Below are 18,444 nucleotides of genomic sequence, written 5' to 3' on the forward strand. Positions count from 1 at the left end.
GGTATTGGGTTTTCTGATTTTTACAAGGTAAAATCTTGAATACAAAAACTAAATATACCCATATCCCTTCAAAAAAGGAGCGGTATAAAGTTGATAAATATGTTCTGGCGTAAAAATTTATTCGAACAAGCCGTGGATCTCCGCATCAATGCGGTTGATCACCTCGCCCAAATCCTCCGGGGAGTCCACAAAGTTGAGGTTGTCCACATCAAAAATGAGCAATTTCCCTTTTTCGTAGGTATTGGCCCAAGCCTCGTAACGTTCGTTCAATCGGCTGAGGTAGTCAATAGAGATACTGTTCTCGTAATCCCGACCGCGCTTGTGGATCTGGTTCACCAAATTAGGGATGGAACTGCGTAGATAAATCAACAGGTCTGGCGGTTGTACCAAGGTCTCCATCAACTCAAAAAGACTTTTGTAGTTCTCAAAATCCCGGTTGGTCATCAACCCCATGGCATGCAGGTTGGGTGCAAAAATATGCGCATCCTCATAGATGGTCCTGTCTTGGATCACATCCATTCCAGTTTCACGGATTTTAAGGATCTGTCGGTAGCGACTGTTCAAAAAGTAGATCTGCAGGTTAAAACTCCATCGTTCCATTTGGGTGTAGAAGTCATCTAGGTACGGATTGTCCACCACGTCCTCAAAATGGGCGTCCCACTTATAATGTTTGGCAAGTAAGTTGGTTAAGGTGGTCTTTCCGGCGCCAATGTTTCCTGCTACCGCAATATGCATGGGATGATGTTGTTTAAAGTTGGTGTATTAGGTTGGGGAACCAACGCGCAATATACAAAGTATATCCAGTAGAAGAAAAAAAACCGGTTGAAATGGGAAACTTGTGAACAGTGATCAAACAAAGTTTTAAAATATGTGGCAAATATGTACTTTTGCCCATCTGAATGAGGATAGATTTGACTGATTGCAACCTCGGTCGCCCAACAGATGGGTGTACAAAAATGCTAAAGCAGTTTATACTGAACCTGGTTCGGGCTTCTTGGTGAAGCATTGTAAACTTCTTACGGCCTTTCCGTCAAAACTATCCATTTAAATTAGAATCATGGCATATTTGTTTACCTCAGAATCGGTAAGTGAGGGACACCCAGATAAAATTGCAGATCAGATCAGTGATGCCCTTTTGGATAATTTTTTGGCCTTTGACCCCGAGAGCAAAGTGGCCTGTGAAACCTTGGTGACCACGGGGCAAGTGGTCTTGGCGGGTGAAGTGAAGAGTCACACCTATTTGGATTTGCAGAGCATTGCCCGGGAAGTCATAAACAATATTGGCTACACCAAGGGGGAGTATAAGTTCAGCGGCGATTCCTGCGGGGTGATTTCCTTGATCCATGAACAATCCCAGGAAATCAACCAAGGGGTAGATCGTGGTAGCAAAGAAGAGCAAGGTGCCGGTGATCAGGGAATGATGTTCGGGTATGCTACCAAGGAAACTGACAACTACATGCCCTTGGCCTTGGATATTTCGCACAAGATTTTGCAGGTTTTGGCAGAATTGCGACGTGAAGGCACCCAATTGACCTATCTACGACCTGATGCCAAGGCACAGGTGACCATAGAATATTCGGATGACAACGTGCCACAACGCATCGATACCATTGTGGTCTCTACCCAGCACGATGAGTTTGGAACAGATACCGAGATGCAGGCCAAGATCAAGGAAGATGTAATCAAAATATTGATTCCAAAGGTCAAGGAACTTTTGCCCGAAAACATCCAGAAACTATTCAACGATACCATCAAATACCACGTGAATCCCACCGGAAAGTTTGTGATTGGTGGCCCACATGGCGACACCGGTCTTACCGGCCGTAAGATCATTGTGGATACCTACGGTGGAAAGGGAGCGCATGGTGGTGGTGCCTTTAGTGGAAAGGATCCCAGCAAGGTGGACCGCAGTGCGGCCTATGCTGCTCGACATATTGCCAAAAACTTGGTGGCCGCAGGGGTGGCCGATGAGATTTTGGTACAGGTGAGCTATGCCATTGGGGTAGTGGAACCAACGTCCATTTTTGTGGATACCTACGGGACCGCCAATGTTGATCTAACCGATGGCGAGATTGCCAAAAAGGCTTCCGAACTCTTCGATATGCGACCCTTTGCCATTGAAGAACGCCTAAAACTACGTAATCCCATTTATTTGGAAACGGCGGCCTATGGCCATATGGGGAAACAGCCCCAAACCTTGACCAAGGTCTTTGAATCTCCCTATAATGGAAAAATTGAAAGGGATGTAGAGCTGTTCACATGGGAAAAATTGGATAAAGTGGATGCCGTGAAAGCAGCCTTCAACCTATAAAGAAAAATAACCACACTAAACGAAGGAGTCTCGAAAGGGGCTCCTTTTTTGTTTGGGATACTCTGCGGAACTTTAGTAGTTTTAGGCAATCAAAATACAAATCGATGAAAAGTTTGGTAAAGGTTCTGTTTCTAAGTGTTGGCCTGTTGTTTGTAATTGGCAGTTGTAAAAAAACGGTTAAGACCGAGGTTCAACAAGTTGATACCTATGTACAAGATCATTATACCAAGCAGGAAGTGGATATTGAGATGCGGGATGGGGTAACACTGCACACCACCATATATTCCCCAAAGGACACTTCCAAGGAATATCCCATTCTGATGCAACGCACCCCATATAGTTCCCGACCCTATGGTGAAGGGAATTTCAGGACACAGATCGGGCCCAATGTGCATTTAATGAAGGAAGGGAACATTATAGTTTACCAAGATGTGAGGGGGCGCTGGCTCAGTGAGGGACATTATGAAAATATGAGGGCTTATATTCCCAACAAGACCTCCAATGATCAAGTGGATGAAAGTTCGGATACCTACGACACCATTGATTGGTTGGTGAACAATGTGGAGAACAACAATGGCAATGTAGGCGTTTGGGGAATTTCCTACCCGGGATATTACGCCACCTATGCCACCGTGGATGCGCATCCGGCCTTAAAGGCCGCTTCGCCACAGGCCTGTATTGGGGATTTCTTTTTTGACGACTTTCACCACAATGGTGCCTATTTATTGAGCTATTTTAGGGCGACTTCCCTTTTTGGAACACCACGGCCCAACGGTGATCAGCCCATCGACACGGCTTGGTATGTGTTGCCGGAATTGCCTACGGAAGATCAATACCAATTCTTCTTGGATGCCGGTCCGTTGAAAAACCTGGATTACTTTTTTGAGTATGAAACCGCGGACACCCCAAAAATGCGTCCCGAAGGTGTGACCGATGACTTTTTCTGGAATGAGCTAAAGGAACATCCCAATTATGATGAGATGTGGCAACGCAAGGGTCTTATCCAGCATCTAAAAAATGTAAAGAGCCATGTGGCCACCATGATCGTGGGAGGGTGGTTTGATGCCGAAGACCTTTACGGTCCGTTGGAAACCTACAAAAACATTGAAAAATACAATGAAGGTAACTACAATACCATGGTTTTTGGTCCATGGGATCATGGACGTTGGTCCAGACGGGATGGCCGAAGCTTGGTGGGCAATTATTATTTTGGGGATTCCATTGCAGAGTTTTATCAGGATAATATCGAAACCAAATTCTTCAACCATTTCTTGAAGGGTGATGGCGATATGAATTCTGGTCTTCCCGAAGCCTACGTGTTTGACACGGGTAAAAAGGAATGGAAAGAATACGATACATGGCCACCAGCAGATATGATGAAACAGACCCTATACCTTTCAGAAAATCAAGAATTGACCTTGGAACAAAAAGGAACCGAAGGAATCCAGTTTATCAGTGATATAAAAAAGCCGGTGCCTTATTCCGAAGATGTAAAGACTGTGTTCACTCCGAGAAAGTACATGACGGATGATCAACGATTTGCCGCAAGGCGTTCCGACGTTTTGGTGTTTGAAACCGAGGTGATGGATGAAGACCTTACCTTGGCCGGTGATATCATGGCCCATTTAAAAGTGGCTACCACAGGAACAGCTGCCGATTGGATTGTCAAGGTCATTGATGTGCACCCCGCTGATGCCGAAACCAACGAGGAAATGCAGGACCACCTTAAAATGAGCAATTATCATTTAATGGTACGGAGCGAGGTATTGCGCGGGCGTTTCCGAAACAGTTTTTCCGACCCGGAACCTTTTACGCCCAATCAAAAGACGGATGTGGACATCAAACTCCAAGATGTGTTCCATACGGTGAAGAAAGGGCATAAATTACAGATTCAGGTGCAGAGTACGTGGTTTCCCCTTATCGATTTGAATCCGCAGACCTATGTGGATAATATCTTTAAAGCGGATGAATCGGACTTTAAGACCCAAACACATACCGTTTTTACCGATTCGAACATTGAGTTTTCGGTTTTACGCTAATTTTTTCCAAAAGATTAGGAATTTCGGTGTTTCCATCAGTATATTTGTCCCCACAAGTTCAAACACGTATTGATTAGTTATCAAGAAAGGTGGAGGGAATAGACCCTGTGAAGCCTTAGCAACCCTTGGCCCCTAGTGCCAAGAAGGTGCTACATTCTATCCCAGCAGGGAATAGATAACGACGATCGATTTTTCGATTTCACTTTCTTATAACTTTTTGATTTATCTATGGGCCATGCCCTTGGGTTTGACTTTTACGTATTGTTTTAAAAATTAAAAAAAAGAAAAGTCATGAGTAATCAAAAATTTGCAACCAACGCTTTACATGCCGGACACGATACTACCCAAACAGCGGGTACCAGGGCAGTGCCTATTTATCAGTCCACCTCGTATGTGTTCAACAACACGGACCATGCTGCCAACTTGTTTTCCTTGGCAGAATTGGGCTTCATCTACACCCGATTGAACAATCCTACCAACCAGATTTTACAAGATCGTTTGGCGGCGGTTGAAGGCGGTGTGGGTGCTGTGGTGTTTGCTTCAGGGACATCCGCTATTTCAACAGGGTTGTTGACTCTTTTAAAGGCCGGAGATCATATTGTGGCTTCGAGCAGTTTGTACGGAGGTACCTATAACTTGTTGAATGTGACCCTGCCTAGATTGGGCATCACAACCACTTTTGTGGATGCATCCGATCCTTCCAATTTTGCGGCCGCCGTTCAAGATAATACGCGTGCCTTCTTTGTGGAATCTTTGGGGAACCCCAAGTTGGATGTGCTCGACCTAAAAGGAATATCCAAGGAAGCCAAAGCGGCACAAGTACCTTTTATCGTGGACAACACCGTAGCTACTCCCGGATTGTTGAATCCGATTGAGCATGGGGCCAATTTGGTGATCCATTCTTTGACCAAATATATTGGGGGTCAGGGCAACTCCTTGGGTGGGGCGATCATCGATGCCGGTACGTTTGATTGGGCCAATGGAAAGTTTCCTGAATTTACGGAACCTTCTGCAGGCTACCACGGTTTGGTGTACCACGAAGCCTTGGGAGCTGCAGCCTTTACCTTTAAATTGATTTTGGAGGGACTGCGCGATTTTGGAGGGGCTTTAAGTCCGTTCAATGCCTTCCAGATTTTACAAGGTTTGGAAACCTTGCCGGTTCGAATCAAACAGCACAGTGAAAATGCTTTGGCATTGGCAGAATGGCTGGAAAGCAGGGATGAGGTTGCCTGGGTCAATTACCCTGGATTGAAAAGTAGTGAGTACAATGATTTGGCCAAGGAATATTTGCCAAAAGGCCAAAGTGGAATCGTTACCTTTGGGGTAAAAGGCGGGTTTGAAGCAGCCAAACAGCTGACCGATGCCACCCAGATATTCTCATTGTTGGCGAATATTGGCGATACCAAATCCTTGATCATACACCCAGCCAGCACCACGCACCAGCAACTGAACGAAGAACAACAGGAAAGTGCCGGTGTGACCCAAGATTTAATTCGATTGTCGGTAGGCCTTGAGGATATCGAAGATTTAAAAGCCGATTTGGAGCAGGCCTTTGCATCCATCGGGTAAAATAACAGACACGCATATTACAGACACCTACATGTTACAGCATCTTAACATACCACAATTCGCCACACAGAACGGTACCACCCAGGATTTGCAATTGTCCTATCAACTTTTTGGGCAGCCCTTGTATTCGGCTCCCATTGTTTTGGTGAACCATGCCCTTACCGGAAATTCCAATGTGGCTGGTGAACACGGATGGTGGTCCGATCTTATTGGTAAGGATAAATCCATCAACACCGATGTCTATACCATTTTGTCCTTCAACATTCCGGGAAATGGTCATGACGGTTTTGTGATCGACAATTACAAGGATTTTGTGGCAGGGGATATCGCAAAGATTTTTCTTTTGGGATTGCAACAGTTGAAGATAGACCGATTGTATGCCATCATTGGTGGGTCATTGGGTGGAGGCATTGCCTGGGAAATGGCCGCGTTGAACCCAAGGATCACGGAACATTTGATTCCCGTAGCTTCGGATTGGAAGTCAACCGATTGGCTCATTGCCAACTGTCAGATCCAAGAACAGTTTTTGGTGAACTCCAAGCAGCCCGTTCACGATGCCCGTATGCATGCCATGCTCTGTTATAGGACCCCTGAATCCTTCAAAGAACGTTTCAAACGAAGTACCAATGAAGAACTTCAGGTCTTCAATGTGGAGAGCTGGTTGATGCACCATGGAAAAAAACTTCAGGAACGGTTCCAATTATCGGCCTATAAACTGATGAACCAATTGCTGAAGACCATAGACATCACCCGAAATGGGGATGAGGGTTTCAAGGAACTGCAGGATAGTGATACCAAGATCCATATTATCGGGGTCAACTCGGATTTGTTCTTTACGGCTGAAGAAAACAGGGAAACCTTTAAGCGTTTGGCCCAGGCCAATACCAATGTTACCTATGGCGAAGTGCAGTCGTTGCATGGCCATGATGCTTTTTTAATGGAGTTTGAACAGTTGGAAAAGCTGTTGGAAGCCGTTTTTCCCAAAAAGGGAAAACAAGAGCGCATCAAGGTCCTGAAGTTTGGAGGGAAGTCCTTGGCCAATGGTGAGGGCATTGAAAGGGTGTTGAACATCATCACCAAAAGGGCGGAAGCCCATGAGAATTTTGCCGTGGTGGTATCGGCCCGGGGCAAGGCCACGGACCAATTGGAGAACATGCTAGAAAAAGCGGCAAGAGGTGAGGAGTTTGAGGAAGCTCTGGCTGCTTTTTCCGCCTACCAGAAGAACGGGTTTTCCGTAGCTATTGAAGAAGAACTCAAATCCATAGAGAAAATATTGAGCGGAGTGTTCCTTACCGGGGATTATAGTTTGAGGACCAAAGACGAGTTGTTGTCTTTTGGGGAATTGATTTCGGGTAAGACCGTTGCCGCACTTTTGAATAAAGAAGGGTTAAAGGCACAGTTGATAGACTCCAGAAGCTTGATCAAGACCGATGACACTTACAGCAATGCAGAGGTAGACCAGAGTCTTTCCAAAGAAAATGTGATCCGTTGCTTCCATGATTTGGACTCGGATACGATACCCGTGGTAACCGGTTTCATTGCTTCCAATAAGGAGGGAGTGACCACCACTTTGGGTAGGAATGGCACCAATTATTCAGCTGCCTTGTTGGCCAATTTCTTGGATGCGTCCGAACTCATCAACTATACCCATGTGGATGGTATTTTTACGGCCAACCCGGATTTGGTGAGCGATGCCAAACTGATTGACGTGATATCGTACGACGAGGCGAATGAGCTCGCCAACTTTGGGGCGACCATTCTGCATGCAAAGACCATAATCCCGCTCATTGAAAAGAACATTCCCTTGCGTATCTGCAATACGTTCAATGATGATAACGAGGGAACCCTAATTGGCCCTAAAACCCAAAATGGAGGCATTAAGTCCCTATCGGTTTTGGACAATATGGCCCTTATCAATTTGGAAGGTAGAGGTCTTTTGGGTAAGGTGGGCATTGATGCAAGGATTTTTAGGGCATTGGGTCAGAACGATATCAGTGTGGGTATCATTTCCCAAGGTTCTTCGGAACGGGGTATTGGTTTGGTGGTCGATTTATCCAAAGCGGAGAAGGCCAAAAAAGTCTTGGATGCAGAGTTTGAGACCGACTATTCTTCGCAGGACATCAACCAGATAACCGTGACCAAGGATGTATCGGTCATCTCCATTGTGGGGATGGACCTGAGCAGTTTTCATAAACCTTTCAACGCCCTGGCCAAGAACCAAGTGATCCCCTTGCTTTTCAATAATACGGTTACGGGCAAGAATGTGAGTATGGTGGTGAAGAAAGCGGATTTGCATAAGGCCGTCAATGTGATTCACGGGCAAATTTTCGGCATAGCCAAAAAAGTGAATCTGGCCATTTTTGGTCACGGCAATGTGGGCGGTACACTGATCGACCAAATCTTGGACTCCCAAAAAAGTATAGAGGAGCGAAAAGGGATTGGCTTTCGGGTGTTTGCAGTGGCCAATTCCAAAAAGGTATTGTTGGATGCGTCTGGAATTGGATCGGATTGGAAGAAAAGATTGGAAAAAGAAGGAATCCCCTACCAGATGGAAAGTGTGGTGTCCTTTGCGCAAACCCATCATTTGGAAAATCTAATAGCAGTTGATAATACCGCGAGCAAATCTTTTGTGGAGAACTATGAAACCTTGGTCAAACACGGTTTTGATTTGGTTTCATCCAATAAAATTGCCAATACGCTCAGCTTCGAAAAATACAAATCCATACGGAAGTGCTTGGATAAAAATCAAAAACAGTATTTGTACGAGACCAATGTGGGCGCAGGGCTTCCCTTGATCGATACCATTAAGCTCTTGCACCTGTCCGGAGAGAACATAACCAGGATCAAAGGGGTGTTTTCGGGTTCGTTGAGCTACATTTTCAACACCTTTTCGGAGCAGGATATTCCGTTTTCATCCATTGTCAAGGAAGCAATGGAGAAGGGGTATACCGAGCCGGACCCGCGTGAGGATCTATCCGGTAACGATGTGGGCAGGAAATTGTTGATCTTGGCCCGTGAATTAGATTTACAAAATGAATTTTCAGATATAGAAGTGGAAAATCTAATCCCGGAGGAATTAAGGACGCTTGAGTTTGATGCCTTTATGGGTAAGATAGGGGATATGGATAAGATTTATGAGGATATCAAAAGTGTACAAGAAGAGAACCATGTACTTAGATATGTGGGAGATCTGCATGGCGATTTACAGCAAGACAAGGGTGTTTTGGAAGTGAAATTGGTGTCCGTGCCCAAAGAAAGTGCTTTGGGGCAGGTAAAGGGATCGGATTCCATTATTGAAATCTATACCGAGTCCTATGGAGAGAACCCTTTGGTGATCCAAGGAGCAGGGGCAGGAGCGGCCGTTACGGCCCGAGGGGTTTTTGGTGATATATTAAGAATAGCAGAAAAGATATGAGCGAGCAGAAGAAGCAATTTGAAACGGAAGCGATCAGAACGCAAATGGAGCGTTCCCAATTTTTGGAACATTCTGCGCCCATGTACCTTACTTCGAGCTTTGTTTTTGAGGATGCCGAGGATATGAGGGCCTCCTTTGCTGAGGAAAAGGACCGCAATATTTATTCGCGTTACGCCAATCCAAACTCCTCTGAGTTTATCGAGAAGGTTTGTAAAATGGAGGGAGCCGAAAGTGGTTTTGCCTTTGCATCCGGTATGGCGGCTGTGTTCTCAACCTTGGCCGCACTGTTGGATAGTGGGGACCATATCATCTCTTCCAAGAGCATATTTGGATCAACCCATAGTCTTTTTACGCAGTTTTTCCCAAAATGGAACATTGCTACCAGCTATTTTAATGCCAATGATTTGGATAGTATAGAGGCATTGATCACACCCAAGACCAAGATCATTTATGCCGAATCGCCTACCAACCCAGGTGTGGATGTGCTGGATTTGGAGGCATTGGGTAACATTGCGAAGAAACACGGACTTATTTTTATCATCGATAATTGCTTTGCATCGCCCTATTTGCAACAGCCCATTAAGTTTGGGGCGGATTTGGTGATCCACTCTGGGACCAAGCTTATGGATGGTCAGGGACGGGTTTTGGCCGGTATTACCGTTGGAAGCCATGAATTGGTGGACAAGGTATATCGTTTTTCCCGAATAACCGGGCCAGCGCTTTCCCCATTCAACGCATGGGTGTTGTCCAAAAGTTTGGAAACCTTGGCCATACGGGTGGACAGGCATTGTGCGAATGCTTTGGAGTTGGCCAATTACCTGGAAAAGCATGATAAAGTGGAGTGGGTAAAATATCCGTTTTTAAAGTCGCATCCCCAATATGAGATTGCCAAAAAACAGATGAAGGCCGGAGGGTGTGTGGTTGCTTTTGAAGTAAAAGGTGGACTGGAAGAAGGGCGCAGGTTTTTCAACAGCATTAAGTTGTTGTCCCTTTCCGCCAATTTAGGGGATTCCCGGAGTATAGTGACCCACCCTGCATCTACCACGCACAGTAAACTCACCAAAGAGGAACGGGAGGCTGTGGGTATTTCAGACGGTACGGTACGGGTTTCGGTAGGATTGGAACACATACAGGACATTATAGCGGATATTGAGCAGGCCTTGGGCTAAAACCTATACCACCTATATTTTTGGATAGCAGATTGTTAATTTTCGCTATATTCGTGGGATGCTCTCCAAGAAGACAAAATATGGCTTAAAGGCTTTGGCTTACCTTGCTACGGTAGGGGATAAGGAGCCTGTTCAGATTGCTGAGATAGCCAAACATGAGAACATTTCCCAAAAGTTTTTGGAAAGTATCTTGCTTACCCTTAGAAGAAATGGCTTTTTAGGCTCCAAAAAAGGAAAAGGCGGAGGGTATTATCTGATAAAAGACCCTAGCGAAATCTTAATGACCTCGGTAATGCGGGTGTTGGAAGGACCCATTGCCATGGTTCCCTGTGTTAGCCTCAATTTCTACGAAAAGTGTGATGACTGTCCTGACGAAGGAGAGTGTTCCGTACATAAATTGATGCTCCAAGTAAGGGACAGTGCCTTGGAAGTATACCGGAACAACACCCTGGCAGACCTTATTTCTTAGGTTGAAATCCATTAATTTTTAGAACCAACGATCAGTAAATTGATAAAAGTCGACCTGTAATCCAATTAATCTACTAAAACTATAGGATAAAAGTAATTTTATACGGATTTTAACAATCTACTTTGATGAAAAATTCTATTTTTGAAATCCCTAGTAAATCGATAGGATAAAATAAAACAAATGATTGCAGACCAACTCGTAGTTCATAAGACCAAAGAAGAGAGTACTACCTATAAGAAGGACAGAAGCTCCGAAAGTCCCAAGCGTAGTATTGTAAAATCTATTAGTTGGAGGATCGTAGGCACATTGGACACCATTATAATATCATGGATCATAACCGGGACCTTGTCTTTGGCGTTTTCAATTGGTATGGTGGAGTTGGTTACCAAAATGGTGCTTTATTTTTTTCATGAGAGAATTTGGAATACAATCAAATGGGGCAGATAAAATTTGATGATATGGCATTATCACTAGAAGAAATCCAGAATTTAAATCGCCAGTTCAAGGGCATTCCACCAGAAGAGATTATTTCTTGGGCCATTGGTCATGGGAAGAAATCTGTGGTTACCACAAACTTTAGACCCTACGAAGTCGCTATTCTTCATGCGGTGACCGAAGTGAATAAAAACACTCCGGTGATTTGGTGTGATACAGGGTATAATACGCCCAATACCTATAAGCATGCAGAAGAGTTGATTTCACGCTTGGGATTGAACATAAAATTATATGTTCCCAAACAAACTTCGGCCCACAGGGATGCTGTCATGGGGATTCCACAAATAGATGACCCAAGGCACAAGGAATTTACGGAGCAGGTAAAGTTGGAGCCTTTTAGAAGAGCCATGGAGGAGCATAAACCCGATGTATGGTTCACCAATTTGCGCAAAGGTCAAACAGCCCACCGGGATTCGTTGGATGTGTTGAGCTTGAGTAAGGACGGGGTTCTTAAGGTAAGCCCGTTTTACCACTGGAGCGATACGCAATTGGATGCATATCTCAACAAGCACAAATTGCCCAACGAGCATAAATATTTTGACCCAACAAAAGTATTGGAGAACCGCGAATGCGGTCTGCATACCTAAATCATAAACTAATTCTACCTCGAGAGCAGTCGAGAGACCATAAACACAATACATTGAGCACAATCACAGAAGAATTGCAAAAACCAGAAACCCAAAACCTGACCGATAGGCCAAGGGCCAATGCATTGGAGCATGAGGCCATTTACATTATCCGTGAGGTTGCGGCACAGTTTGAAAAACCCGTACTGTTGTTTTCGGGAGGAAAGGATTCCATAACCTTGGTCCGATTGGCCCAGAAAGCATTTTGGCCCGCTAAGATTCCATTTCCCTTGATGCATATTGATACCGGCCATAACTTTCCTGAAACCATTGAGTTCAGGGATAAATTGGTAGAGGAACTGGGTGTAGAGCTTATTGTGCGTAATGTTCAGGATTCCATCGATCAAGGAAAGGTAGTGGAGGAAACCGGGAAATATGCCAGTAGAAACATGTTGCAGACCACAACCCTTTTGGACGCCATAGAAGAGTTCAAGTTTGATGCCTGTATCGGCGGGGCCCGTCGCGATGAGGAAAAGGCCCGTGCCAAGGAACGTATATTCTCTGTTCGGGATGATTTTGGCCAGTGGGACGAAAAAAACCAGCGCCCAGAATTGTTCGATATGTTGAACGGTGAAATAGAAATAGGGCAGAATGTTAGGGTATTTCCTATCAGCAACTGGACCGAGTTGGACGTATGGAGCTATATCCAAAAAGAAAATATTGAGATTCCTTCCATCTATTTTGCCCACAAAAGAAACACTTTCTTAAGGGACGGACTGATTTGGTCCGCTGAGGACGATGTGGTTTTTAGGGCCGATGACGAACAAGTGGAAGAGCGCGTGGTACGTTTCAGAACGGTAGGGGATATGTCCTGTACCGCTGCTGTGGAATCCCACGCCGATACCATTGACAAGGTGGTCGCGGAGATCAGAAGCTCAAAAATCTCGGAACGAGGTGCGCGAATCGATGATAAACGCTCCGAAGCCGCCATGGAAAAACGTAAACAACAAGGATACTTTTAAGAAGAAGAGAAACATGGAAGTTTTAAAAATAGCAACAGCAGGAAGTGTAGATGACGGTAAAAGTACCTTGATAGGACGCTTGCTTTACGATACCAAATCCTTGACCGAGGATAAACTGGAGGCCATAGAGCGTACCAGCAAACAAAAGGGTTACGATTACCTAGATTTTTCCTTGGCAACCGATGGATTGGTGGCCGAAAGGGAACAGGGTATCACCATTGATGTGGCCCACATCTACTTTTCAACCGAGTCCAAGAGTTATATCATTGCCGATACCCCCGGCCACGTGGAATATACCCGTAACATGGTTACCGGAGCCTCCACGTCGCAAGCGGCCATTATTTTGATCGATGCCCGAAAAGGAGTCATCGAGCAGACCAACAGGCACTTCTTTATCAACAACCTATTGCGGGTGAAGGATGTGATTGTGGCCATCAACAAGATGGATTTGGTCGATTTTTCTGAGGATGTCTTCAATGATATCAAGGCTGATTTTGAGGAATTGATGGGGAAAAGAGACTATCAGGACCAGAAAATTACCTTCATTCCTGTAAGTGCCCTCAAAGGGGACAATGTAGTGAACCATTCCGAAAACACCCCTTGGTACAATGGGCAAACCCTATTGGAACACTTGGAGGAATTGAACCTTCAGGATATATACAACACTGGAACCCCAAGGTTCCCGGTCCAGTATGTAATTCGACCCAAGACCGAGGAATTCCATGATTTTCGTGGATTTGCGGGAAAGGTATATGGAGGTGAATTGAGTGTGGGTGATGAAGTAGTGGTATTGCCTTCTATGACAAGGTCCAAAATAAAGGCGATATACTTTTATGATAAGGAATATCAGACAGCACCAAGACGCTCTTCCGTGACCATTACCTTGGAAGATGAGGTAAATGTAAGCCGAGGGGATATGTTGGTGAAGACCGATGACCTGCCTACCATAGACAAGCAGTTGACGGCAACGGTATCTTGGATGGATGCCGACCAGTTGACAACGGGCGGCAAGTATATTGTGCAACATGGTGTGAACAAGGTGTTGGCCAAAGTGGATGCCATTGAACATAAGATTCATCCCGATTACTCCGGTATAGAAGAGAATGCCACATCGTTGCAGATGAACGATATTGCCAAAGTGCGTTTCAAATTGAACAAGCCTATTTTTTATGACAAGTTCAAGGATCACCGGACCAATGGCTCGTTCATCATCATTGACAGTCGAACCAACACTACCGCGGGAGTAGGTTTTATCAGTTGATTTTACGATAAGAATTAGCAACCCCGGAAAGGGATAGAGGATTTATAACAAAATCCTATAAAATTGATAGGAAAAATAGAATATGAAAAGCTTCAGAACAGAAATAGAGAACCCGATAGTTGAAAAGGACATCATTGAATTGGAGAAAAAAATTCGCCAGTTCAAAGGAGGTGAAGTGGACGAGGAAAAGTTCAGGAGCCTTCGTTTGGCCCGTGGGGTGTACGGACAACGTCAGCCTGGTGTACAGATGGTTCGGATAAAACTGCCTTATGGTAAGGTAACTTCCAATCAGCTTTTGGGGATTTGCGACGTATCCGATGAGTTTTCCAGAGGAAGGTTGCACATTACCACCCGTCAGGATATCCAAATCCACTACGTGGACTTGGAAAGAACCCCTGAGCTTTGGGCACAACTGGAAAAAGATGAAGTGACCATCCGTGAAGCCTGTGGAAATACGGTTCGGAATGTAACCGCCAGTGAAACCGCGGGCATCGATGTCAACGAACCTTTTGATGTTTCCCCATATGCCCATGGAATTTTTGAATACTTTCTAAGAAACCCCATTGGGCAGGAAATGGGCCGTAAATTCAAGGTTTCTTTTTCATCCAGTGATGAAGATACCGGGCTGTCCTACATGCACGATTTGGGCTTTATTGCCAAAATCCAAAACGGGGAAAGAGGCTTTAAGGTGATGTTGGGTGGTGGATTGGGTTCACAGCCCCGCCATGCCGATGAACTCTATGAATTCTTGCCGGTAGACCAAATAGTTCCCTTGATGGAAGGCGTAATCCGCGTTTTTGATAGATATGGGGAACGTAAAAGTCGCGCCAAGGCCCGTATGAAGTTCTTGTTGAAGGATATCGGTTTGGATGGTTTCAAATCACTTTTGGAAGAAGAGCAATTGGCCGTACCTGTAAAATCGTATCCAATTGATCATGAAAGTTATCCCGTGACAAAAGCGGTTGAGGTAGAGGTACCTGAAATCACCATTGAAGATAAAGAAGCATTCGAACAATGGAAGTCCACCAACTTGGTGCCACAAAAACAAGACGGCTACGTAGCCATCGGCATTAAGGTGCTCTTAGGGGATTTCTATACCGATAAGGCCAGGGAATTGGCAAAGTTGGTTCGCGATTATGCCGCCGGTGAAATACGACTTTCCCTAAGACAAAATATATTGATTCCTTTTGTGAAGGAAGAGTTGGTACCCTTCTTTTATGTGGAACTTCAAAAATTGGGCTTTGCCGAAGCAGGTTATAACAAGGCTTTGGACATCACGGCATGTCCCGGTACCGATACCTGTAATTTAGGGATTGCCAGTAGTACGGGGATTGCCGATGAGTTGGAGCGTGTGATCAAGGCAGAATACCCACAGTATATCAGCAACCCTGATGTGGTGATTAAGATTAGTGGATGTATGAATGCCTGTGGACAGCATAATATGGCCCATATCGGATTTCAAGGAATGTCCGTTCGTACCAAGGATAAATTGGTGGCTCCTGCTTTGCAGGTGTTATTGGGAGGTGGAAATCTTGGAAATGGGAATGGAAAGTTTGCCGATAAGGTGGCCAAAATCCCGAGTAAAAGAGGTCCAGAGGCCCTTCGTTTGATCTTGGATGATTTCGAGGCCAATGGTAATGGAGCATCCTATACGGAATACTACGAAAAACAAGGCCAACTTTACTTCTACGATTTTTTAAAGCCACTTACGGATGTGGATAACCTTACCCCAGAAGATTTCATTGATTGGGGGAATGAGGAAAAATATAAAAAGGAAATCGGTGTTGGTGAATGTGCCGGTGTGGTGATTGATTTGGTGGCCACACTCTTCTTTGAAAGCCAAGAAAAGATTGACAATGCCGAAGAGGCTATCAAGGAAGGAAAATGGGCAGCCTGTATCTACTACTCGTATCAGTCCATTGTGAATTCGGCCAAGGCGTTGCTTACGGCTGAAAAAGTGAAGACCAATACCCATGCCAGTATCATCAAGGATTTTGAGGAGCTCTATGTGGCATCCGGGAAGATTGCCTTCGAGGGTGGTTTCGATACTTTAGCCCTTCAACTGAATAAAAATGAACCTTCTGAAACCTTTGCCAAAAGCTACTTGGAAGATGCCAAGACCGTTTTGGAGCGATTGGAAGCGTTCAGAAAATTGGAATTGCAACATGCGTAGTGGAAAATTGACAGTGGTTGGGGCTGGCCCCGGTGATGTGGATTTGATTACCCTAAAAGGAATCAAGGCCCTTCAAAATGCAGATGTTGTCCTGTTCGACGCTTTGGTGGATCAGGAACTGTTGGAGTATGCGCCACAAGCCGAACAGATTTTCGTGGGAAAACGAAAAGGCTGTTACCGATATCAACAGGAACAGATCAATGAATTGATCGTACAACGGGCCAATTTAGGCTTGCATGTGGTACGTTTAAAAGGGGGTGACCCATTCGTGTTCGGAAGAGGAGCGGAAGAAATGGAGTATGCTGCCCAATATGGCCATGAAGTGGCCGTGGTACCGGGAATTTCATCTTCGGTATCCGTACCTGCTTCGCAGAATATCCCAGTGACCAAAAGGGGAGCTTCCGAAAGTTTTTGGGTGATTACAGGAACCACCAAAGAACATAAACTCTCCAATGATGTGGCTCTGGCGGCCAAGTCCAGTGCTACCGTGGTCATTCTTATGGGGATGTCCAAATTGGGAGAGATTATGAAACTCTTCAGGCAAGAGGGCAAACAGGAGGTTCCCGTGGCCATTATCCAGAATGGCACCACGAGTCAGGAACGAGTGGGGATAGGAACGGTTGCTACCATTGAAGATACGGTAAGGGAGCAAAAATTGGCCAATCCGGCCATCATTGTGATCGGTGAAGTGGTACAACACCGCCAGCAGATATTGGATATCCAAAGAGCATATCAAGAAAAGGGAAAAGAATTGTTTGAAAAAGTGTAAAAACGGTCTGGTAAACCATCGTTAAGACCGAATAAAAGTAGTATTATGATTAAAACAGACATCATTATAATTGGAGCGGGGCCCACAGGATTGTTCACCGTTTTTGAAGCAGGTTTGCTAAAGCTGAAGTGTCATTTGATTGACGCCTTGGCCCAACCGGGAGGACAGTGTTCCGAGATTTACCCAAAAAAACCCATTTACGATATTCCAGCCTATCCCGAGATTTTGGCAGGGGACTTGGTGAGCAAGTTGATGGAGCAGATAAAACCTTTTGAACCAGGATTTACCTTGGGTGAACGTGCCGAAACTTTGGACAAGCAAGAGGATGGGTCTTTTATTGTCACAACCAGTAAGGGTACCCAACACCATGCCCCCGTTGTGGTTATTGCAGGGGGATTGGGTTCTTTTGAGCCCAGAAAACCCTTGATTGCCAACCTTAACTTGTTTGAGAGCAAAGGGGTGGAGTATATGATCAAAGACCCCGAGGTGTTCCGAAACAAGAAAGTGGTTATTTCTGGAGGTGGGGATTCTGCCTTGGATTGGGCTATTTTCTTGGCCGATGTAGCTTCCGAAGTTTCTTTGGTACACCGAAGAAATGAGTTTAGAGGGGCTTTGGACTCTGTTGAAAAAGCAAGGGAATTGGCCAAATTGGGCAAGATCCAACTCTACACTGAAGCTGAGGTGAAGGAAATCCATGGGAAGGAAGACCTTCAAGCCGTTGTGATCAAATACAACGACGAGACCAAGGAAGAAAGCTATGTGGAAACCGATTACTTCATTCCGTTGTTCGGTTTGTCCCCAAAGCTGGGACCTATCGGCAATTGGGGCTTGGAGATAGAAAAGAATGCTATCAAGGTGAACAATGCCAAAGATTACCAGACCAATATTCCTGGTGTATTTGCCATTGGTGATGTTAATACCTATGAAGGTAAATTAAAGTTGATTTTGTCCGGTTTTCACGAAGCAGCCGTGATGTGCCAGTATGCCTATCAGATTATCAACCCAGATAAGCGCTACGTGATGAAATATACCACGGTAGGTGGTGTGGAAGGATTCGATGGATCCAAGAAAGAAGCCAAAAAAGAAGTGGTACAGAGTATTTCATAATAGATACGGATTACTAAAGTAAGAACACCCTCCAAATGCTTTTGAAGGGTGTTTTGTTTTATGGCGTATATTTGAATTT

Annotated in this window: 14 protein-coding genes and 1 riboswitch; of the genes, 13 read left to right on the plus strand and 1 reads right to left on the minus strand. The window is 45.0% G+C overall.

Translation table 11 applies throughout. The features are described from left to right. Positions 1-117 precede the first annotated feature (117 nt). Positions 118-735, minus strand: a complete 618-nt coding sequence (locus ACPD8L_RS15475) for a deoxynucleoside kinase (protein WP_116217317.1) — start codon at positions 733-735, stop codon at positions 118-120. Between the two features lie 322 nt (positions 736-1,057). Between ACPD8L_RS15475 and metK the strand changes: the two genes are divergently transcribed. The 13 genes from metK to ACPD8L_RS15540 all read left to right on the plus strand — a co-directional run bounded on the left by metK (position 1,058) and on the right by ACPD8L_RS15540 (position 18,365). Further along, positions 1,058-2,311, plus strand: a complete 1,254-nt coding sequence (gene metK, locus ACPD8L_RS15480) for a methionine adenosyltransferase (RefSeq protein ID WP_423944398.1) — start codon at positions 1,058-1,060, stop codon at positions 2,309-2,311. Between the two features lie 104 nt (positions 2,312-2,415). After that, on the plus strand, positions 2,416-4,350 hold the full coding sequence (locus ACPD8L_RS15485; RefSeq protein WP_423944401.1) for a CocE/NonD family hydrolase: 1,935 nt from the start codon (positions 2,416-2,418) through the stop codon (positions 4,348-4,350). 74 nt (positions 4,351-4,424) lie between these two features. Continuing rightward, a riboswitch (SAM riboswitch) is annotated at positions 4,425-4,532 on the plus strand. 109 nt (positions 4,533-4,641) lie between these two features. After that, entirely contained in the window at positions 4,642-5,919 is a 1,278-nt protein-coding gene (locus ACPD8L_RS15490; RefSeq protein WP_293302915.1) for an O-acetylhomoserine aminocarboxypropyltransferase/cysteine synthase family protein, read from the plus strand. Positions 5,920-5,950: 31 nt separating this feature from the next. Then, a complete protein-coding gene (thrA, locus tag ACPD8L_RS15495; RefSeq protein WP_423944403.1) occupies positions 5,951-9,334 on the plus strand; it encodes a bifunctional aspartate kinase/homoserine dehydrogenase I in 3,384 nt (1,127 codons plus the stop codon). Continuing rightward, a complete protein-coding gene (locus ACPD8L_RS15500) occupies positions 9,331-10,503 on the plus strand; it encodes a trans-sulfuration enzyme family protein (RefSeq protein ID WP_423944405.1) in 1,173 nt (390 codons plus the stop codon). The genes thrA and ACPD8L_RS15500 overlap by 4 nt, the downstream gene beginning before the upstream one ends. Before the next feature lie 58 nt (positions 10,504-10,561). Further along, positions 10,562-10,972: an RrF2 family transcriptional regulator gene (locus ACPD8L_RS15505; protein WP_116217323.1), complete on the plus strand. Its 411-nt coding sequence runs from the start codon at positions 10,562-10,564 to the stop codon at positions 10,970-10,972. A 180-nt stretch (positions 10,973-11,152) separates the two neighbouring features. Next, positions 11,153-11,419, plus strand: a complete 267-nt coding sequence (locus ACPD8L_RS15510) for a DUF2061 domain-containing protein (RefSeq protein WP_116217324.1) — start codon at positions 11,153-11,155, stop codon at positions 11,417-11,419. Between the two features lie 11 nt (positions 11,420-11,430). After that, entirely contained in the window at positions 11,431-12,054 is a 624-nt protein-coding gene (locus ACPD8L_RS15515; protein WP_116217669.1) for a phosphoadenosine phosphosulfate reductase domain-containing protein, read from the plus strand. A 62-nt stretch (positions 12,055-12,116) separates the two neighbouring features. After that, positions 12,117-13,055, plus strand: coding sequence for a sulfate adenylyltransferase subunit CysD (gene cysD / locus ACPD8L_RS15520; protein WP_421811021.1), 939 nt, complete (start codon positions 12,117-12,119; stop codon positions 13,053-13,055). 13 nt (positions 13,056-13,068) lie between these two features. Beyond that, complete coding sequence (locus ACPD8L_RS15525; protein ID WP_116217325.1) at positions 13,069-14,316, plus strand: sulfate adenylyltransferase subunit 1; 1,248 nt, start codon at positions 13,069-13,071, stop codon at positions 14,314-14,316. Positions 14,317-14,398: 82 nt separating this feature from the next. Further along, positions 14,399-16,489, plus strand: a complete 2,091-nt coding sequence (locus ACPD8L_RS15530; RefSeq protein WP_423944410.1) for a HEPN domain-containing protein — start codon at positions 14,399-14,401, stop codon at positions 16,487-16,489. Then, positions 16,482-17,258, plus strand: coding sequence for a uroporphyrinogen-III C-methyltransferase (gene cobA / locus ACPD8L_RS15535; protein WP_423944413.1), 777 nt, complete (start codon positions 16,482-16,484; stop codon positions 17,256-17,258). Before ACPD8L_RS15530 ends, cobA begins: the two co-directional genes overlap by 8 nt. A 45-nt stretch (positions 17,259-17,303) precedes the next feature. Then, positions 17,304-18,365 (plus strand): NAD(P)/FAD-dependent oxidoreductase, encoded by a 1,062-nt coding sequence (locus ACPD8L_RS15540; RefSeq protein ID WP_116217328.1) that lies wholly within the window; start codon positions 17,304-17,306, stop codon positions 18,363-18,365. Positions 18,366-18,444 lie beyond the last annotated feature (79 nt).

It is taken from the genome of Flagellimonas algicida (assembly GCF_049629585.1).
GTDB lineage: Bacteria > Bacteroidota > Bacteroidia > Flavobacteriales > Flavobacteriaceae > Flagellimonas.

Coding starts and splice junctions, on each gene's coding strand:
- ACPD8L_RS15475 (WP_116217317.1), bottom strand. CDS start 735: ATGCATATTGCGGTAGCAGGAAACATTGGCGCCGGAAAGACCACCTTA.
- metK (WP_423944398.1), top strand. CDS start 1,058: ATGGCATATTTGTTTACCTCAGAATCGGTAAGTGAGGGACACCCAGAT.
- ACPD8L_RS15485 (WP_423944401.1), top strand. CDS start 2,416: ATGAAAAGTTTGGTAAAGGTTCTGTTTCTAAGTGTTGGCCTGTTGTTT.
- ACPD8L_RS15490 (WP_293302915.1), top strand. CDS start 4,642: ATGAGTAATCAAAAATTTGCAACCAACGCTTTACATGCCGGACACGAT.
- thrA (WP_423944403.1), top strand. CDS start 5,951: ATGTTACAGCATCTTAACATACCACAATTCGCCACACAGAACGGTACC.
- ACPD8L_RS15500 (WP_423944405.1), top strand. CDS start 9,331: ATGAGCGAGCAGAAGAAGCAATTTGAAACGGAAGCGATCAGAACGCAA.
- ACPD8L_RS15505 (WP_116217323.1), top strand. CDS start 10,562: ATGCTCTCCAAGAAGACAAAATATGGCTTAAAGGCTTTGGCTTACCTT.
- ACPD8L_RS15510 (WP_116217324.1), top strand. CDS start 11,153: ATGATTGCAGACCAACTCGTAGTTCATAAGACCAAAGAAGAGAGTACT.
- ACPD8L_RS15515 (WP_116217669.1), top strand. CDS start 11,431: ATGGCATTATCACTAGAAGAAATCCAGAATTTAAATCGCCAGTTCAAG.
- ACPD8L_RS15525 (WP_116217325.1), top strand. CDS start 13,069: ATGGAAGTTTTAAAAATAGCAACAGCAGGAAGTGTAGATGACGGTAAA.
- ACPD8L_RS15530 (WP_423944410.1), top strand. CDS start 14,399: ATGAAAAGCTTCAGAACAGAAATAGAGAACCCGATAGTTGAAAAGGAC.
- cobA (WP_423944413.1), top strand. CDS start 16,482: ATGCGTAGTGGAAAATTGACAGTGGTTGGGGCTGGCCCCGGTGATGTG.
- ACPD8L_RS15540 (WP_116217328.1), top strand. CDS start 17,304: ATGATTAAAACAGACATCATTATAATTGGAGCGGGGCCCACAGGATTG.